17 protein-coding genes are annotated in these 19,825 nt (G+C 38.9%); 10 read left to right on the top strand and 7 right to left on the bottom strand.

Going from position 1 to position 19,825, the window contains the following annotated elements:
* Window positions 1-84: 84 nt before the first annotated feature.
* Complete coding sequence (gene cls / locus AC1DOS_RS09730) at window positions 85-1,539, bottom strand: cardiolipin synthase (RefSeq protein ID WP_477537336.1); 1,455 nt, start codon at window positions 1,537-1,539, stop codon at window positions 85-87.
* 226 nt (window positions 1,540-1,765) lie between these two features.
* Between cls and AC1DOS_RS09725 the strand changes: the two genes are divergently transcribed.
* Entirely contained in the window at window positions 1,766-3,091 is a 1,326-nt protein-coding gene (locus AC1DOS_RS09725) for an L-cystine transporter (protein ID WP_477537338.1), read from the top strand.
* A 337-nt stretch (window positions 3,092-3,428) separates the two neighbouring features.
* Window positions 3,429-4,994 (top strand): GNAT family N-acetyltransferase, encoded by a 1,566-nt coding sequence (locus AC1DOS_RS09720; RefSeq protein ID WP_477537335.1) that lies wholly within the window; start codon window positions 3,429-3,431, stop codon window positions 4,992-4,994.
* A gap of 2 nt (window positions 4,995-4,996) precedes the next feature.
* Here AC1DOS_RS09720 and AC1DOS_RS09715 read toward each other — a convergent pair whose 3' ends face one another.
* Complete coding sequence (locus AC1DOS_RS09715) at window positions 4,997-6,247, bottom strand: helix-turn-helix domain-containing protein (RefSeq protein WP_477537334.1); 1,251 nt, start codon at window positions 6,245-6,247, stop codon at window positions 4,997-4,999.
* Between the two features lie 126 nt (window positions 6,248-6,373).
* Between AC1DOS_RS09715 and AC1DOS_RS09710 the strand changes: the two genes are divergently transcribed.
* Window positions 6,374-7,678, top strand: coding sequence for an MFS transporter (locus tag AC1DOS_RS09710; RefSeq protein ID WP_477537333.1), 1,305 nt, complete (start codon window positions 6,374-6,376; stop codon window positions 7,676-7,678).
* 574 nt (window positions 7,679-8,252) lie between these two features.
* On the opposite strand, the gene AC1DOS_RS09705 is transcribed toward AC1DOS_RS09710, so the two are convergent.
* From AC1DOS_RS09705 to AC1DOS_RS09685, 5 genes are all read right to left on the bottom strand, one after another.
* The gene (locus AC1DOS_RS09705) at window positions 8,253-9,428 is read right to left on the bottom strand and encodes an MFS transporter (protein ID WP_477537332.1); all 1,176 of its coding nucleotides are present in this window, start codon (window positions 9,426-9,428) and stop codon (window positions 8,253-8,255) included.
* A gap of 148 nt (window positions 9,429-9,576) precedes the next feature.
* Entirely contained in the window at window positions 9,577-11,988 is a 2,412-nt protein-coding gene (locus tag AC1DOS_RS09700) for a heavy metal translocating P-type ATPase (protein ID WP_477537331.1), read from the bottom strand.
* Window positions 11,989-12,063: 75 nt separating this feature from the next.
* Window positions 12,064-12,276, bottom strand: a complete 213-nt coding sequence (gene copZ / locus AC1DOS_RS09695; RefSeq protein WP_477537330.1) for a copper chaperone CopZ — start codon at window positions 12,274-12,276, stop codon at window positions 12,064-12,066.
* Window positions 12,277-12,291: 15 nt separating this feature from the next.
* Window positions 12,292-12,627, bottom strand: coding sequence for a metal-sensitive transcriptional regulator (locus tag AC1DOS_RS09690; protein ID WP_108585497.1), 336 nt, complete (start codon window positions 12,625-12,627; stop codon window positions 12,292-12,294).
* 105 nt (window positions 12,628-12,732) lie between these two features.
* A complete protein-coding gene (locus tag AC1DOS_RS09685) occupies window positions 12,733-13,146 on the bottom strand; it encodes a CBS domain-containing protein (protein ID WP_108585496.1) in 414 nt (137 codons plus the stop codon).
* Window positions 13,147-13,343: 197 nt separating this feature from the next.
* On the opposite strand from AC1DOS_RS09685, the gene AC1DOS_RS09680 reads away from it, so the two are divergent.
* The 7 genes from AC1DOS_RS09680 to AC1DOS_RS09650 form a co-directional block, all read left to right on the top strand.
* The gene (locus tag AC1DOS_RS09680) at window positions 13,344-13,481 is read left to right on the top strand and encodes an Lmo0850 family protein (protein WP_196810304.1); all 138 of its coding nucleotides are present in this window, start codon (window positions 13,344-13,346) and stop codon (window positions 13,479-13,481) included.
* Between the two features lie 318 nt (window positions 13,482-13,799).
* A complete protein-coding gene (locus AC1DOS_RS09675; RefSeq protein WP_477537329.1) occupies window positions 13,800-14,786 on the top strand; it encodes a LacI family DNA-binding transcriptional regulator in 987 nt (328 codons plus the stop codon).
* Between the two features lie 21 nt (window positions 14,787-14,807).
* Window positions 14,808-16,103, top strand: a complete 1,296-nt coding sequence (locus AC1DOS_RS09670; RefSeq protein WP_477537328.1) for an ABC transporter substrate-binding protein — start codon at window positions 14,808-14,810, stop codon at window positions 16,101-16,103.
* Window positions 16,104-16,240: 137 nt separating this feature from the next.
* Entirely contained in the window at window positions 16,241-17,518 is a 1,278-nt protein-coding gene (locus AC1DOS_RS09665) for a carbohydrate ABC transporter permease (RefSeq protein WP_477537337.1), read from the top strand.
* A gap of 12 nt (window positions 17,519-17,530) precedes the next feature.
* Entirely contained in the window at window positions 17,531-18,352 is an 822-nt protein-coding gene (locus AC1DOS_RS09660) for a carbohydrate ABC transporter permease (protein ID WP_108585493.1), read from the top strand.
* A 13-nt stretch (window positions 18,353-18,365) separates the two neighbouring features.
* Window positions 18,366-19,094: a ThuA domain-containing protein gene (locus AC1DOS_RS09655; RefSeq protein ID WP_477537327.1), complete on the top strand. Its 729-nt coding sequence runs from the start codon at window positions 18,366-18,368 to the stop codon at window positions 19,092-19,094.
* A 6-nt stretch (window positions 19,095-19,100) separates the two neighbouring features.
* A partial coding sequence (locus AC1DOS_RS09650; protein ID WP_477537326.1) for a Gfo/Idh/MocA family protein occupies window positions 19,101-19,825 on the top strand: 725 nt, incomplete at its 3' end.

Here is a 19,825-nt window from a genome sequence, read left to right as displayed (position 1 = left end):
ACATGCGGCTCTTGGTTGCCTAAACAAACGATTCAACCATACAAAAAAAGCATGAAGAGGAACATCATCTTCATGCTTTTACTATTAGAGAATCGGTGATAAAAGTCTTGAAAAAGACTCTTTCATTTTAATTATACGTGTACGCTCTTCGTATAATTCCCATGTAAGTTCTGTCGATAGCAACATATCCTGCTCAAACAGCTCAGCTAACTGATGTGAAGTTTCTCGATCGTAAATAAAAGCATTTACTTCGAAATTCAATTTAAAACTTCGTACGTCAATATTGGCTGTGCCCACAGTTGAGGCTTCATCATCAACGACAATCATCTTCGTATGCAAGAATCCATTTTCATAGATGTACACTTTGGCTCCTGCTTTAATCAAGTTGCCCACATAAGAATATGTAGCCCAGTATACAAACATATGATCAGGTTTATTCGGAATCATGATTCGCACGTCAATACCTGATAAGCATGCTATTCGCAGGGAATCCATAAAACTCGCATCTGGAATGAAATAGGGAGATTGAATATAAATATACTTTTTAGCCATTGTAATTAACTTTAAGTACCCATTTTTTATTTGTTCCCATTCAGAATCAGGTCCACTTGAAACAATTTGTAAGCCAACAGATCCTTTTAAAGGAATGGCAGGGAAATAACGATCGGAGTATTCAATATCCTGATCTCTCGAAGCTTGGTTCCAGTCCAAAATAAATCGTGTTTGAAGAGGGTGAAGAGCGCTTCCTTCCATGCGTAAATGTGTATCACGCCAGTAGCCGAATTTACGATCTAAACCTAAGTACTCATCGCCTACATTAAATCCACCGATATACCCAACACGGCCATCAATAACCACGATTTTGCGGTGGTTCCTGTAATTTAGTCGGGGATTCACAAGTGGCATAATCGAAGGGAAGAATGCTTCCACTTCGCCTCCCAAGTTTATCAATTCCTTAAAATGTCTTTTTCGAAGACTACGAGAGCCCATATCGTCAAACAGCAACCGGACTTTAACACCTTGTTTTGCTTTTCGAATAAGCACATCATAAATGCGAGAACCAAGCCCATCTAAGCGGAAAATATAATACTGGATATGTATATGATCCTTTGCATGTTCTAAATCGTCTAATAAAGCCGAGAATTTCTTTTCGCCGTCATTAAAAATCGTAAGCGCATTGTCTTGAGTCAACACGGCATGATTGTTGCGTAACTGCATATAAATCATATCTTTAAATGCGTGGGTGTCTTCCAGACGAAATTCAAACGTTCCATCTTCTATAGCATCTATTTGATAATCTATTAAATTATCGATGCCGATTCTACTTCGCCCTTCCCACCGAAATAAATGTCTCTTACGTAACTGTCTTCCTAACATTAAATAAAGTAGGAACCCCATGACGGGAATAAAGAATAAAACCATTAACCAAGCCCACGTAGAAGATGCATCTCTTCGTTCAAGGAAAATTAACACAATGGCTAGAAATATATTAAGTGTAATTATGGCGGTAATCCCGATGCTAATTAAATTAGAAGCCATATAGTCCCTCCTAAATAAACAAATTTGGTCATATTTAAGTATAGCTTAAAGTAACATAAGAAAGAAGGGAGTGAAATTTCTATCGGTTTAGTTTTACTTTCATGAACGGAAAGGTATTAAGGCAAATGTTTTGCTATTAAAATTGGTAGGAGGAGTCACGGTAGACACTTTATTTATCATCATCAATATAGCGGTGTTGCTACTTTTAATTGGCCTTCTTTTGTACATGGGACGTAAGCATGTGTCATTCTCAAAACGTGTATTTACGGGACTAGGGTTGGGGATCGTGTATGGCTTAATTTTACACTATGCTTATGGAACAAATAACGAAATAGTAAATGAGTCAGTCCAATGGTTTAACCTAGTTGGGACTGGATATATCAAGTTGCTTCAAATGATTGTTATGCCATTGGTGTTCATTTCAATCTTATCAGCCTTTACAAAGCTTACGATTGGCAAGAATTTTGGAAAAACAGCTGGTCTTATTCTAACTTTACTTATTGGTACAACAGCGATTGCTGCAGTAATCGGGATCACATCAGCAGTTGTATTCGATTTGGACGCGTCACAAATTGTGAGTGGAGACGCTGAAACAGAGCGTGGTGCTTATATTGAACAGCGTACAACAGAAGTGGCTGATCGAACATTCCCACAACAAATTATTGACTTATTACCAGGAAATCCTTTTCTTGACTTAACTGGAGCTCGCCCGACCTCTACAATTGCAGTCGTCATTTTTGCCGCATTTTTAGGCTTTGGGTATCTTGGAATTGCTCGCAAAGAAGCCGGAAATGCGACCTTAGTGAAAACAGCGGTCGATGCAGCGTATGCCCTTATTATGCGTGTAGTAAAAATCATCTTGAGCTTAACGCCATATGGTATCTTGGCTATCATGACTCGCACTGTAGCAACATCAGACTTTGAGGCGATTTACAATCTAGGTAAATTTGTCATTGCTTCTTATGTTGCACTGATTGTGATGTTTGCTGTTCACTTATTAATCGTTTCACTTTCAGGATTAAATCCATTTACTTATGTGAAAAAATCAGCTGAAGCATTATTATTTGCTTTCTCGTCTCGTTCTAGTGCAGGTACTTTACCACTGACTATCAATGCTCAAACCACTCGTTTAGGTGTTCCAGACGGAATTGCGAACTTCGCAGGTTCATTTGGATTAACAATCGGGCAAAATGGCTGTGCAGGTATATATCCAGCAATGCTTGCAGTCATGATTGCACCAACTGTTGGACAAAACCCTTTAGAACCGATGTTCTTGCTCACGCTGATTGCAGTCGTAGCGATTAGTTCATTCGGAGTAGCTGGGGTTGGCGGTGGAGCAACATTTGCAGCGATACTTGTATTGTCTGCGTTAGACTTACCGGTAGCTTTGGCGGGCTTATTGATTTCCGTTGAGCCATTAATTGACATGGGGCGCACAGCTTTGAACGTTAGTGGAGCAATGGTATCGGGTGTTACTACTGCTCGTGTTACCGGGGAACTGGACAAAGAGATGTATAACGAATCACTCGAAAATCAAACAGTAGAATCATAAAATATTATAAAGACGAGGTTGCCCGAAGGAAGAGTTCTTACCACTCTTGGGTCATCCTCGTTTTTTCTTCTTTAACTTAGAAATTATTGTGTGCCACAACCATAAATGTTGTGGCTTTTTTGATGAAACGCGTATAGAACATTCGAAACCACGCATAGAAGATTAGAATCCTCACATAGACACGGTAAATCAATCCATCCTCATAGGACTCCAAATCACTTTAGTATTCTTCCATTTCCATCTGCCGATTTTTATAGGGGTTTGCTTTAATATGTGAGAAAATAGAACCTAGGATCAATATAATCGTTCTATATTTTAAAACTAGAAGGTGCATGGTATGTATTGGTGTAAAATTGCTCGCGCTGAAAAAGAGTTTGAGGCCATTGCCAAACTAAATTATGATACGTTCGTAGAAGAAATACCGCAACATGAACAGCATCCAAGTGGAAAACGTCAGGATGCATTTCATCATGAAAATACATATTTAATTGTGTTGAAAGATCAAGAACTCGTGGGGATGATTGCACTGCGTGATCAACGGCCATTTTCGCTTGACCACAAAATTGGTTTAGTAGAGAATGCCTTACCTGAGGAAGCATTAACTGGGAAGTTATGTGAAATACGGTTGTTGTCTGTTCGCCGAGAACATCGCAATGGCCGTGTGTTTTTCATGTTGGCTCGTGCATTAGCAGACTATGCGTACGAAAAAGGGTATGGAGCAGCAGTCATATCGGGAACCGTTCGTGAATTAAAATTGTACGGTCAACTTGGATTTAAAGCTTTTGCAGAACCTGTTGGGAGCGAGGAAGCAGCTTTTGTACCGATGTTTTTGACGAAGCAGTATTATGAACAATCTGTTGCAGCTCGTTTTCAACATAAACGGCATACTTTCTATCCAGGTCCGAATGAATTAACAGCAGACCTAAAAAAAGCGTTTCAACGCGCACCTGTTTCGCATCGTTCATATGAATTCACTGAACGCTTCAAACGCGTGCAAAGTGAGTTAACCAATCTGACTGGAGCGTCTCACGTACATTTGCTTTCTGGAAGCGGGACGCTAGCGAACGAGGCAATGATCGCGCAAATTAGTAGGCTTGACTCGAATGGGTTAATCTTAATTAATGGTGCGTTTGGAGAGCGGCTGAAAAACCAAGCTTTAAAGTGGGGCTTAGAGTTTGAAACAGTAGAAGTAGAGTGGGGGCAACCATTCGCCATTTCTGAGTTGGGGCGCGAGATGAGATCAGGCTTGTATGGATGGATTCTACTAACGCACGGGGAAACGTCAACCGGCATGTTAAATAATGTGGACCACATACTAGAACTTGGAAACGAATTGAATATAAAAGTTTGCATGGATTGTGTAAGCTCCATTGGTACAATTCCTATCAATTTAAAAAAGGTGTATTTAGCAAGTGGTGTCAGTGGAAAAGCGATTGGTACAATGACAGGTATCGCCATGGTTTTTTCAAATCATCTCATCGAAGTTTCTCCATCTATTCCTATGTATCTTGATTTAGGTTGCTATGCCAATGGAGGAATACCATACACGTATTCATCTCAACTGCTAGAAAGTCTAGAAATTGCATTAAAAGCATACGATAACAACGCACGATATAATGTTCTAAATGAACGCTATGAACAGCTTTTACTTGCAGAACAAAATGGAGAGCTTGAATTTTTAACTAAACAAGGTTACCCAATGATTGTCACGTTAAAAGTCCCTACAATAAATAAGCATATGGCGAAAGACGCCAGACTTTCTGGATTTGATTTACATGATCAAAGTGCCTACTTGAAAGAAAGACAATGGGTTCAACTTTCACTTATCCAGCCTGAGTTTGAAGAATCATTTGAAAAATTCCGGTTGTGGTTAAGTAATTACGTGACATACGAAAAGCAGTGATCTCAAATTGAATCACTGCTTTTTTGTAAATCTGTATAGGTTTGAACAATAAACTTCTTATAAGGAGTGTCTGGTAACTCAGTAATCAAATCATGCCCAATCTTGGATTCTTTCATTGCTTTTTCCTGATCTCCGAGTTGAGCATAGCAAAGTGCACGGTATGAGTGGACCTCAAAAGCCATCGATAAATCGTAAGGATGATGCAAATAGGTCGGTATTTCATATTTTGTGAGCATCGGTAAAGCTTCTTTGAATTGGCCTAAACCATATAAAACTTTTCCTTTTTCGAGAAGATAGTGATTATTATTTTTTTCTTTATTGCCTTTACCTGTGTGAATTTCTTTGCCAAGTTCAAGGAAAAGCTCGATATGAACATTTGCTTTATGATAATCATGAGTAAATGAGTTGTGAAAATGTGCTTCCAAAAATTCCGCAATCGCAGTAGAATATTTATTTTCTGCAAACTCTCCATATTGTCGAACCTTCTGTAAATAATACGATCGATCCTCTTCATTCCCGTTTATCATTGCCTGGAAACAAGCCAAACGATACAAATCATCAATTCGGTAAAAAATTCGTTCTCCTTTAGAAAAATTTAAAGCTTCCTTCATTTTTATCTGTGCTTGTTCATAATTTCCGACAGCAGAAAATAACAAAGATTCACAATACAAATATTCAATGGTTGTCATTGCATCAAATGGAGAATCGAAATGAGCATGTTCCTGCAAAATAATAGCCAGCGCTTCTTCGTAACGATGGGCTGTGAACTGGATCATACCTCTAAAAAGTGCAAGAGATGCACTTTGATTATATAGATGTAATTGCTCATACATTTCCATTGCACGATTGTAATAAGAATTCCAATCCTCATGTTTTGAATGATAGCCCGACCTACTATATAAATCGAGCAATCTGGCTGACTCATAACTGAGCGTTAATTTATCTGCTATTGGATTGATTAGTTCAACAATTTGTTTATGTTCATCTGTTAACTCAGAAAACACCACTTTATAGAGTTTTTCTGCTTTTTCTAAAACGGTTCTTTTCTCTGTTGGACTGACATCTTCCATTAATTCAGATGACTCCACACCCAGTTGTTGAGCTATATAAGATAAGCTTTCCATGGAAGGCTGGGCTTTGCCGTTTTCTATTAAACTTAGCATGCCTTTTGTCAGCTTATTGCCAGCTAATGCTTCTAATGTTAGCTTTTGTTCTTTTCGTAGTTGTCTGATTCGTAATCCGAGAGTATCCATATATAACGCTCCATTTCTAATTAGTTTAATTATATTAAACTTGAGCTTGCATGGGAAGTGTTAACATGTTATTATTCGTTTAATTTAATTAAACTTTAATCATTTCAAAACAAAAGGGGTTTTTGTATGGATGAGACCATGAAGTTAAGAAAAGCCACATATCACTTGTGGACGTTCACAATTAGTAAATTGATTTCTACCTTTGGTGTAAGTGTTTTTACGTTTGGGATTAGTTTTTACATTTTATCAATAACAGGATCAGCAACTAGTYTCGCGATTGTTCTAATTTGTAATATTCTCCCTAGAGTTATTATGGCACCATTTGCGGGCTACGCTGCAGATAAGTATTCAAAAAAAACTATTATTATCGTTGCCCAAATATGTAGCGTGGTGGCAGTTGCTGGTTTGTTGTCAGTGAGTTTAACTATAGGTCTTTCTCTTATTGCGATTTATCTAACAGAAATTGTACTTTCGATTACATCACTATTCTCTGGGGTGACGTTCAGCTCTTCTATTGCAAATTTAGTGGATTCAGAACGAATTCAAAAAGCGATGTCGTTTAATCAAATGTCCATATCAATTGCTTCAATAGGTGGTCCCGCAGTAGGTGGGTTATTATTCGGTCTCGTTTCTATAGAAATGTTTCTAATCATTCATATGGTAAGTTACATCATTGCCGTAATTCTTGAGTCAACCATGGATTTTAAATTATTTACGACGAGAATCACCGAAGAGGTAAATGATAAGAAGGAAACGATGCTTCAAAATATGAAAGCGGGTGTCACCTATGTAAAACAACATCGTATTTTAATAGTTATTGTATGGGTAGCTCTTGTCATTAACTTTTTCTTCGGTGCTTTTACTGTTGGCTATGCCTTTATTCTTGTTGATGGCTTAAAAGTTCAATCCGCCCATTTTGGAATTACAGAAGGGGCTCTTGCCGTTGGAATGCTCGTTACTTCCATTTACTTATCTACACGTAAGGAAGTTAAGTTTCCTCTAGTTGTTGTGAAAAGGGGCATATTAATCATGGGAGCCTTGATGGCGTTGGTAACTTTCCCATTACTTATCCAGTTACCTTATATAGGAGTTGTTAGTTTTTATATCGTACTTATGTTTACATTTGGTGTAAGTATGGTTTTCGTTAACACACCAATTGGTGTGATGATGCAAAAACGCATTGATGAAGAATATCGAGGTCGCGTATTTGGGCTACTTGAAACCATGTCGTTGTCTTTAATGCCCTTAGGAATGGTGTTATTCGGATTCCTCTATGATGTCGTTCCAGCTCAATATGTCCTAATAGGTTCTAGTGTCATTTTATTACTAGCTGTTTTCTACATGCTTCGTCCATCCATTATGAAACAAGCACATCCTGAACTTGAGAACAAAAAAATCATAGAAGAGCCAGTGAAAGTAGTGCCTTCATAAGAAAAGCACTGCTCGGTCATTTCAAATGTTTCAAATGTTATTTGAGAAAAACTGGTTTGATATTGAATAAAAAACTATAGAGTATAATTTAATTGCGGCTAGATCAATTGTACGATGAAAAAGACCGTCGATTTGCAGAGAAAACGAACATTTATTGAGGATAATAGGTTTCCAGTCCGCTTTGGACGCTTTACCTGCTGCAAGGTGTTCTAAAGAACAAAGAGAGCTTGGCTTGTGACTGCGTCACTTCGCCTAGCTCTCTTTTTATAGATCATCCTGCGGCGGGTGTGCGTCCTTCGCTCCCTTGCAACCTGAAAGTACAAGATGATTTTGGTTTGGTTAACTAAAGAAATGAAGGACTCTTTAAGTAGATATTCGGCCGAAGATGCAATTTCGGCCTCTTTCTGCTTCAATTATTTTGCTAGATATTATACTGTTGATATTAAATGAATACCATAAGAGTTCATTTGCGCCAAGCAAGCCGCAAGAGCGAGAAGCGTGAGACCAACGCAAATGTACAATAAACAACAATACCATTTAACAGAGCCTTAAGAAAAAAATCCAGCCCCTCAAATTAAGAGGGAGCTGGATTTTCATTTTTTAATGATTGATTGGATTTGCGGAACAACAAAATCAAACTAATAGAAGCGAGAGCAACTATTGATGACAGAACATAGACGTTGTCGGGCTGGACGGTGAAAATCCAAGTAAACAGCAGAGGACCAATAATCCGTCCCATATTGTCCATTGAATACGTCATGCCGGCTGCTGTGCCGTACATTCCACCAGATTCTTTAGTCGTTAATGACACCAACACTGTTCGAGCAAGGGCATTACCGGCTGTAAATACGCTCAGTGCAAATCCTGCCCACAGTAAGCTTCCTGTAAATAGCATTAACACCAGTCCGATTGCAGTTACTATTTGGGCAGCTATGATCCATTTTGTTTCTTGACCATTTTTTACGCGACGAACAACTCCGCCTTGGATAACTGCATCTACTAACCCGCTTGCCATAAATAAGTACCCAAGATGGAGAGGGGTGATGGAGATTTTATTGATTTGGAACAATTGGAATGTCGCTTCTAAGCCAGCAAGTAAAAAAGTAACCATAAATGAAAACATAAACAAATAACGAATACGGTACTGCCAAAGTGTATTTGCACCCTTTGGTAATAATGCACGCTTTCGTGCTTCTTTTCTAGCTTCAGGTTCTTTCAAAATAATGCTCGCATAGACCACTAACAAAAGCGTCAATAAAGCCGAAACAATAAACGGAAGTTGCAAAGTGATACCTCCGAGTATGCCGCCAATTGCTGGACCGAAAATAAATCCGAGTCCGATCGACATGCCGAGCAATCCCATATACTTATTGCGTTCTTCTTCGGTAGTCATATCTGCAACAAATCCTGTTACAGCTGTATACAATGCACCAGAAAAAATGCCACCTACTATTCTCGAAACGTATAACATTGGAAGTACTTCAATAAAACCAGCAAAAATGATAAAGCTCATACTGAACCCTATTAAACCAATGAGGATTAATTTTTTTCTTCCTGTTCGATCAGATAATGCTCCCCACAGTGGAGCTGTAAAGAAGGAAGCTAGTGCATAAATCGTTAATAAACCACCAACGTGAACCTCACTATACCCTTGTTCTAAAATCACTTCGGGCAAAATCGGAATAATAATACCGAAACCTAGATATACAAAGAATTGCACAGACATTAATAACAAAATGGCTTTCTTCATTCTTTAAAGACCCGCTTTCTTAACCAATACATATAGTTCATTTTACTCGGAAATAACTATTCAAACAACAACAAGCATAAAAAAAGAACACACCCCATAGGAAATGACCTAAAGAGTGTGTTTCGAGCATTTCTAGCAAATTTATTCCTTATTTTACGCGCTGTAAACGAAGAGCATTTATCACAACCGATACGGAACTAAACGCCATTGCGGCACCTGCTACCCAAGGGGCTAATAGTCCTGCAGCCGCGATTGGAATTCCAATTGAATTGTAAGCTAAAGCCCAAAACAAGTTCTGTTTAATGTTTCGAACTGTCAAACGACTCATTTTTAATGTGTCAGGAATACGTAATAAATCTCCTTGCATTAATGTAATATCAGCTGCTTCCATGGCTACAGCGGTTCCAGTTCCCATTGCGATTCCGATATCGGCTACGACCAAAGCAGGGGCATCATTTATACCGTCACCAACCATGGCGACCTTGCGCCCTTCACTTTGAAGGGCAGTAATTACATCAGCTTTCTTAGTTGGCAATACTCCTGCTACGACGTTATCAATTCCAACTTGTCTTGCAATTGCTTGAGCTGTTGTCTCTTGGTCGCCAGTTAACATGACAACGTGAATGCCCATGTGATGTAACTTGGAAATCGCTTCTTTCGAAGAATCTTTTACTTGATCGGCAATCGCAATAGTTGCCACATGCACCTGATTTACTGCCATATACATGACCGTTTTCCCATCTTTTTCAAACGCAGCAGCAATATCCAATTCACTATCTAACTTGATATTTCGGTCATATAGGAGTTTGCGGGTACCCATGATAACGTCTTTCGAGTCAACCGTACTCTTTATACCGTGCCCGGGAATAGCTTCAAAAGAAGAGCTCTCTTGTAGGAAAAGGTTTAAGTTTTTACCAAAAGAAGTAATGGCATACGCCACTGGATGTTCAGAATTGTTCTCGGCGGAGGCAGCTAAAAGAATCAACGCATTGCTGTCCTGTTCTTTGTGAACTATAAAATCTGTGACAGCTGGTTTTCCTTTTGTAATCGTTCCAGTTTTATCTAAAACAACGGTGTCAATCGATTTCGTGATTTCCATTGATTCGGCCGTTTTAAATAAAATACCAAGCTCAGCTGAACGACCTGATCCAGCCATAATAGATGTTGGTGTAGCAAGCCCGAGTGCACATGGACAGGCAATGACGAGAACGGCAATCGTACTCTCTAAAGCAGCAGCAAAGTTTCCAACGTCTACGATAAAGTACCAAACTAAAAACGTGATCAAAGCAAGACCTACAACAATTGGTACAAAAGTGCCTGAAATACGATCTGCTAGCCTTTGAATTGGAGCTTTCGATCCTTGAGCTTCTTCTACTACACGAATAATAGAAGAAAGGACGGTTTCCTTACCAATCTTTGTTGCAGTGACACGCATGACCCCATTTGTGTTAATTGTTGCTGCAAACACTTCAGAGTCAGGTCCTTTTTCTATCGGCAGACTCTCACCAGTTAACATGGACTCGTCTACTGCCGATGTACCCGAAAGAACGACTCCATCAACAGGTATGGAAGAACCCGGTTTAATGACTAAGATATCGCCTTTTTGGACGGATCCAGCTGCAATCTCGAGTGTCTGACCATCACGTTCGACGAGAGCCATCGTCGGTTGGAGGTTCATTAATTTTTTAATAGCATCTGAAGAGTGACCTTTAGCCCGTGCCTCAAATACTTTCCCTAATAAAATCAATGTAATTAGTACGGCACTTGTTTCAAAATACAAGCCAAGCATATGACTTTCCCCGTGTTGCAAACTCTCCAATACTAAATAAACGCTATAGAAGTAGRCTGCTGATGTACCGAGGGCAACCAAGACGTCCATATTGGCACTTTTATTGCGAAGCGCATAATAGGCTCCTTTATAAAACATCCACCCAATCCAAAATTGAACAGGTGTTGCAAGTGCCCACTGAACATATGGATTCATTAAAATCTCTGGTACATAAATGTTTGTTGTGAATGTAAAATGTCCAACCATCGCCCAAACAAGGGGAAGAGAAAGAATCGCAGAAATCCAAAACAATCGAGTCTTCTTTTGTATATCAACTTTTTTATAATCGATTGCTTCGGCGTTTGCATCATTTTTAAATGTTGCATCGTAACCTAAGTCCTGAATTTTTTTTACAATATCGTGTGGTGTCGTTTGATTTGGATTATAAGAAACTTTGCCAGTTTCGAGTGCTAAATTGATGGTTGCTTGATTGACACCACTTAAACGGATTAAACCTTTTTCAATTCGAGTCGAGCAAGCGGCACAAGTCATCCCTTGAATTCTTAAATCCACTTCTTCATTAAGAATGTCATAACCAAGTGATCTCACTTTATCTTCTAGTTGTTTCGACTGAATGGTTTTTTCATCGTACCGAATTTGCGCTTTTTCATTGGCATAGTTCACAGTGGCAGAAGTTACGCCTTCCATTTTTTGAAGACCTTTTTCAATCCGATTAGCACAAGCGGCACATGTCATACCAGTTATTGAATATTCCTTCTGTGTTTCAGTCATATGGTTCACTCCTATCACATACCGTAATGGGGTATGTTTTATTGAAAAAAAAGACTGCGATTCCGCAGTCTAATTTTATTTTCCGATTGTGTAGCCTTGTTCTTCAATTGCATTTGTAATATGTTCAACCTCTACAGCATCTTTATTAAATTCAACATTGACTGTACCAGAATCTAATTGAACTTGAACATTATCAACACCTGAAATTGCTGTAACACTGTTCTCAATTGCTTTAACGCAATGTCCGCAAGACATGCCTTCTACATTTAACGTTACGCGATCTACCATAATGATTCCTCCTCATTATTTACGCATTAATTTTTGGACGGTGGTTAATAATTCGTCTAATACTTCATTCTCTCCTGCAGCTAATCGTTCTTTTACGCAGCCTTTTAAATGCCCGTCGAGAAGAACTTTTGCCACACTGTTTAATGCTGATTGAGTTGCTGATAATTGGGTAATAATATCATCACAATACACATCTTTATCAACCATGCCTTTGATGCCGCGTATTTGTCCTTCAATTCGATTTAAACGAGTCGTTAAATCTTTTTTTACGGAATCAGGATGGTGACTTTTTCGACAAGTAGTGGTATCCAGAGAATCTTCATTTGGAGAAACATTTGATGCTTGAATCATGAATTAGCACCTCCAGATTTTCTATAGTATAAAGTACCTCGAGGGGGTATGTAAAGAGATTGCAATCAGAAAACCCCAAACTCTGTAAAAAGTTTGGGGAGTTCATTAAAGGTGTCTTGGTTCTGAAATTTCATGTAGAGCTTGTGACGCTTCGTGAGCCGTTTCACTAGGAACTGATAAATCAGCTAGTGCCACAAAACCAACAATAGAGTCATTTTTAATTACTGGCAAACGTCGTATGCGATGTTGAGCCATGATTTCAGCAGCTTCTAGTGAAGTTGACTCGGGACCAACAGAAATGACTTCATCGGACATCACGTCTTTTACGAATCTTTTACCATTTTTGGCGACAGATCTCGTTACGATGTCACGATCAGTAATCATACCAATGACACGAGTACCTTCAACTACTGGCATGCAGCCAATATCCAGTGCTCTCATACTTTGAGCAATTTCTGAAATCAAATCGGTAGGGTTACATGTCACGATATCACGTGACATAATGTCTTTAATTTTCATACAACTCCTCCTTTAATATTTCTTAGTATGATTTACAAATGATTAAAATATGTAACAAAATTGAAAGAATTAAAAGTGGATAAACGTGGTATAATATGTATATAAAATAAAAAGTCAAATTTTTTAAACGATTTACTTGAAACTTTTAGTGAATAAATGCGTTCCTATAAACTAGAGGAAAGATAGAGGTGGATTGTATGACGAAAGAAGTTGATTTGAGAAAAATCGTTTCGAACTTGTCAAAGTTGGGTGTCACCGTTACTCTGACAAAATCTCGTCTCGAAATGTTAAAAGCATTGGCATCACCTGCCCAAAATCCACAATCACAAGGCTGACTTAACAACATAGATCATACAATCGAAACACCTACAATAGAGTAGGTGTTTTTTTTTGCAAATTTTTAAGTTTGCCTAACACTGAAATTAACTACTTATGGAAGTATTCAGTCCATTTGTCTGTCATAAAAGGAATTGGGTAGATAAAATAGTTGTGAAGTGTTAACGAGAGAACTAGTCATTATGCATCATAACAAAAGAAATATTTAGAATTTTCAAATCACATATTGTAATTGTCAAAGATTTGTAATATGCTCTATTTATGAAAACGATTTCATACATGATTATTTGGAGGTGTTCCTATAGGAGGGTGAGCGCATGTATACCATTAAAGATGTTGCCTTAAGGGCTGGGTTGTCTCAGGCTACTGTATCGAGAGTGATTAACAACCATCCATATGTTAGTGATGATAAGAAGATTGCCGTGAAAAACGCGATGGAAGAACTTGGATATGTACCTAATTCTTCAGCTCAACAAATGCGAAATGTAAAAACAAAGAAAATTGCTGTCCTCGTTTCCCGTATTGCCAATCCATTCTTTAGTCAATTGGTCGATGCGATGGAAAAAAGAGCTGCCACATTCGGCTTTCAGTTAATCCTTTGCAATACTAGGATTGATAAGGCAAAGGAACTTGAATTTTTCAAGCTTCTCATATCTAAGCAAGTAGATGGCATTATTATGGCCTCGGTTGAAAATCATTGGTCAGTGATTGAACCTTATACAAAGTACGGTCCAATCATTTACTGCAATGAATACGATCCCGATGCTACAGTCACCAGAGTCAGACTAGACCAAATTGAAGGCGGTTACATTGGTACCAAGCACTTACTTGAAAAAGGGCATTTTAAAATTGCCTACTGTCAAGGTAACGACAGTAGCGTTTCTGTCAATCGCCGTAAAGGTTATTTAAAAGCGATTACAGAGGTAGGAATTGAACCAGTAAAAGAATGGATGTTTCGAGATGTTTTCACGATTGAAGACGGGCGAGACATCTTTAGAAAGATTAAACAGCTGACTAAACCACCAACGGCTGTATTCAGTGGTAGTGATGAAGTAGCTGCCGGCATCATCCATGAAGCAAAAAAACATTCATGGCATGTGCCAAATGATCTGGCTGTCGTAGGATTTGATGATCAGCCCATTGCAGAACTACTCGATCCACAAATCACGACCATCAATCAATTCACCACAGACATAGGGTATCGGTCGATGGATGTGATGATAGAGATCATTAACAAAACGCGAATAAATGATGCACAGGACATTATATTACCTATTCAATTAATCGAACGACAATCCACATAAAACGATAGGGGAGATTTACTTATGAAACTTTGGAACAAAAAAGTGGCAGGTGCCACGATTTTAACAATGAGTATGCTTTTAGGAGCATGTAACGGTACGGATAAGGAAACAACGGATACAAAAGACGGTGATACATCTGAGAAGAAAGTTGAAATCGTTTATGCAAGTGGTGTTGATGTCACTGGCGCAACAGATAAGCTAATTGCAGCATTTGAAGAAAAAAATCCGAATATTACTGTTAAACGACAAGAAATGCCAGCAGATACGGGTGCATCACACGATCAATACGTAACAACTTTCAGTAGCCAAAGCGCAGAAATAGATGTATTTGATGCTGATGTAATCTGGCCAGCTGAGTTTGCACAAGCTCAATATGCGTTAGAACTAGATCGCTTTATTGAAGCAGATGGAATCAACATGGATGATTACTTCCCTGGTACGGTTCAATCTGGTAACTTCAACGGTCGTCAATACGCAATGCCGAAATACACAGATGCTGGACTGCTTTTCTACCGTAAAGACATCGTGGAAACACCACCTAAAACATGGGATGAGCTTTTCGATATGGCAAGTGAGTTAAAAGGCAAAGAAGGTACTGAGTTCGGTTACCTGATGCAAGCAAATCAATATGAAGGATTAGTGTGTAATGCGGTTGAATTTATCGCAGCATACGGTGGTCAAGTTGTAGATGAAAACAATGAAGTTGTTGTAAATACGCCTGAAACTATTGCAGGTATTACAAAAATGGTTGAATTCGTTAACTCTGATTTCGTTCCTAGTAATATCTTAAGTTTCCAAGAAACTGAAACAAACAATGCATGGGTTGGTGGTCAATCAGTTTTCGCTCGTAACTGGCCATACATGCAGTCGACTTCTGAAGACAAAGAAGCTTCTAAAGTAGCTGGAAATGTTGGTTTCGCAGTCCTTCCGTCTGGTGACGACACGAACGCTGCTACACTTGGTGGTTGGATGAGTATGATTAATCGTTATAGTGAAAACCAAGAAGCTGCTTGGGAATTCGTGAAATTCATGTCTGGTCCTGAAGGTCAAAAAATCAGTGCTGTTGAAGGTGGACGTGCTCCAACAATTGCATCACTTTATGAAGACGAAGAAGTGAAAAAAGCAGCAGTACTATTTTCAAATGAAGAGTTCGTAGCCACACTTCAAAATGCTGTACCAAGACCAGTATCACCAATTTATCCAGTAATCTCTGATATCATGCAAGTTGAACTTTCAAAAGCACTTGCTAAAGACATCACTCCTGAAGAAGCTGCGAAAAACATGCAAGATAAAATTGTTGCAGCAATGGCAGAGTAATAGAGAAAAGTTTTAAAACGGATAAGAATTCAGTCCGAATAATAAGGGGAGGTGGAACGCTCGCCTTCCCTTATATTAATTAATAAGAGGTGATACAGTTGAAGTTTGAGTTGAGTGAAAAACAACTTGGTTATTTGATGGTCGCACCTGCCCTACTACTCGTTATTATGATTACGTTATGGCCGGTTGCCCAATCTTTTTATAACAGTTTGTTCGACTATCGTTTGAATGATCCTTCTCGATCAGAGAGGTTTGTAAAATCCAATGTCGATTTGGAGCGCTATGCAAACGATTTCTTTTACTTATCACGAGATCTTGAAGGTTTAGCTGGCCAGGCACCAAACCAAGATGCTGCAGATGCGGCAACTAAGATAAGTAAAGATATCGAAGCCTATCATGAAAAAATGTTAGCGATGGATGGACTTAGCGAACAATATGAAGAAGTTGAAGGTCGCCTTGCTTCCTTTACTGCCATTTCAGATAGAGAATTAAAATATGCAGAAGTTGATAAAGACTTTGCAAGCGACTATAAAGATTTCTTGACGAGTGCGGAAAAAGAAATAACAACGCTTTCTCAGAATTCTGAAGATGAAGCTTTTAAAACCGCATCAGCAAATGTTGCGGGGGCCATTAACTCTTCTAACCGCGCGATTATTGAATCTAACTTTATTGGCTTAGGCAACTATTCAAAATATTTACAAAGTGAACGTATGTGGAAAGCTCTGGGGAATACGATGTTCTTCACTGTAGCATCAGTTGGGGTTGAGCTTGTTCTCGGTTTACTTATTGCCTTGCTGATTAACCGTGTCTTTATGGGTAGGGGGCTGGTTCGGGCATCCGTACTAATTCCTTGGGCGATACCAACCGCAGTTGCAGCCATGATGTGGGCCTTCTTATATGATGGTCAAACAGGTATTGTTTCACACTACTTTGAACAGTTTGGTTTAATTCGAGATGCTTCTGTTCTTTTATCAACAGGTACAGGTGGTATGTTCTCAGTTATTTTTGCAGACGTTTGGAAAACAACACCGTATATGGCCCTTCTATTACTTGCTGGACTTCAAACGATTTCGGGTTCTTTGTATGAAGCAGCGGAAGTTGATGGAGCGAATAAGTGGCAACAATTCTGGAAAATCACATTACCAATGTTAAAGTCAGCTATTTTAGTAGCTTTATTATTCCGTACTTTAGATGCCTTCCGAGTGTTTGATCTAATCTTCGTTCTTACAGGCGGTGGACCAGCTAACTCGACGGAATCTATTTCGATTTATGCGTACATTACATTGTTCTCACAACAAAACTTCGGCGCAGGTTCTGTTCTTTCTGTAATCGTATTTGCTTGTGTAGCAATCATTTCAACACTATTTATAAAATTCATCGGGTCTGATCTTTTTGCAGGACGATCGAGTCGATAAGGGGGAATCAAGATGAATAAACGTCCAGGTATTTGGTTTTACATATTTCTAGTCGTGTTTGTATTTTTCGTGATGTTCCCTTTCATCTGGGTCTTCCTCACATCGATCAAACCGCCGGGTGAAATTTTCAACAATTTTAAATGGTTTACATCAAATCCATCACTAGAATCTTATGAAAATGCATTAACAAATCGTCCTTTAGTTCGTTATATGATGAATAGTTTTATCATATCTAGCTTAACAACGATTATTGCGATTGCATTCGCTTCAATTGCTGCATATGCACTGACTCGACTTCCAATTAAATTTAAAGGGTTGATTTTAGGCGTGATTTTAGCGGCATCTATGTTTCCGCAAATCGCAATTATTTCACCAATCTACAACTTTATTACAGCAGTGGGTCTTCGCAACAGTTATATGGGACTCGTAATTCCTTACATAACCATCAGTCTGCCTCTTGCAATCTGGATTCTTGCTACATTCTTTCAGAAGATTCCTTGGGAACTTGAAGAATCAGCAAAGCTTGATGGAGCAACACCTTTTCAAACTTTCCGTAAAGTTATTTTTCCACTTGCAGCACCAGGTGTATTTACGACAGGTATTCTGGTGTTTATTGCCGCGTGGAATGAATATTTATTTGCATTAACCATCAACACAGAGGATACATGGCGCACGGTGCCAGTCGGAATCTCCTTCTATCAAAGTCAATTTACGATTCCTTGGGGGGATATATCAGCTGCCACTGTCATAGTGACTATCCCTATTGTTATACTGGTGTTGATTTTCCAAAGAAGAATAGTCGCTGGATTAACGTCTGGCTCAGTCAAAGAATAGAGGAGTGCTATAAATGAAAGTAACAGTATGGAATGAGTATCGTCATGAACAACAACATGAAGAAGTTCGAAAAATTTATCCGGACGGAATACATCAAGTTTTAGCATCTGCACTAGGCGAACAAGGCTTCGATGTGAAAACAGCAACATTAGATGAGCCAGAACATGGACTAACAGATGATGTTTTAAACAATACAGACGTTCTTATTTGGTGGGGACATCTTGCACATGAAGAAGTGAGCGATGAAGTTGTTGAGAAAGTTCAAAAGCGTGTATGGGAAGGAATGGGACTAATTGTTCTTCATTCTGCTCATTTCTCTAAAATTTTCAAAAAACTCATGGGCACTGGTTGCGATTTGAAATGGCGTGAAGCAAAGGAGAAAGAACGTCTTTGGGTTGTCGATCCAAGCCATCCAATCGCTGAAGGAATTGGTGAATACATCGAGCTTGAAGAAGAAGAAATGTACGGCGAACATTTTGATATTCCAGCACCTGACGAACTAGTCTTCCTTAGCTGGTTCCAAGGAGGAGAAGTGTTCAGAAGTGGAGCAACTTTCAAACGCGGTAACGGAAAGATATTTTACTTCCGTCCAGGACATGAAACGCACCCAACTTACTACAATAAACAAATTCAAAAAGTAATCGGTAATGCTGTCAAATGGGCAACACCATCAACACGAGACTACCCGGTCTATGGAAATTCAAAACCACTGGAAAAGCTTAAAGGCTATAAGGAGGAATAGAGAATTATGACAAAATTAAAAATTGGTGTCATCGGTACAGGAAGTATTGCAAAATATCGTCATTTAGTCGAGTATGCTCGAAATAATGAGGTAGAAATTGTTGCGGTATGTGATATTAATCAAGCTCGAGTAGAAGAAGTTGGCGCGAATTTTGGAGCGGCTAAAACATTTACTGATTACAATGATTTATTAAAAGAAGACCTTGATGCGGTAAGTGTTTGTACACCAAATTACTTACACGCACCAATTTCAATTGCTGCATTAAAAGCAGGCAAGCACGTTCTGTGCGAAAAACCAATGGCAACAAGTGAAGTGGAAGCAGATCAAATGATTGAAGCTGCACAAAATAGCGGCAAAACATTAATGATTGCTCACAACCAACGTTTCGTTAAATCTCATCAGCTAGCAAAAGAATGGATCACTTCAGGAAAGCTCGGCAAAGTATATAGCTTCAGAACAGCTTTTGGGCATCCAGGACCAGAAACATGGAGTGCAGAAGGAAAAGACAGCTGGTTCTTTAAAAAGAATGAAGCATTTATTGGGGCAATGGGTGACCTTGGTGTTCACAAAACAGATTTAATCCGCCATATTTTAGGTGAAGAAATTGTTGAAGTTGCTGCAATGGTTGAAACAAGTTCGAAGAAAAACGCGGACGTAGACGACAATGCAGTTCTTATTTTAAAAACAGAGAGTGGCATCATCGGCACGCTCGCTGCCAGCTGGTCTTATAA

The sequence above is a fragment of the Paenisporosarcina sp. P5_A11 genome (genome assembly GCF_056400705.1).
This window is presented reverse-complemented; position numbering and strand designations above follow the sequence as displayed.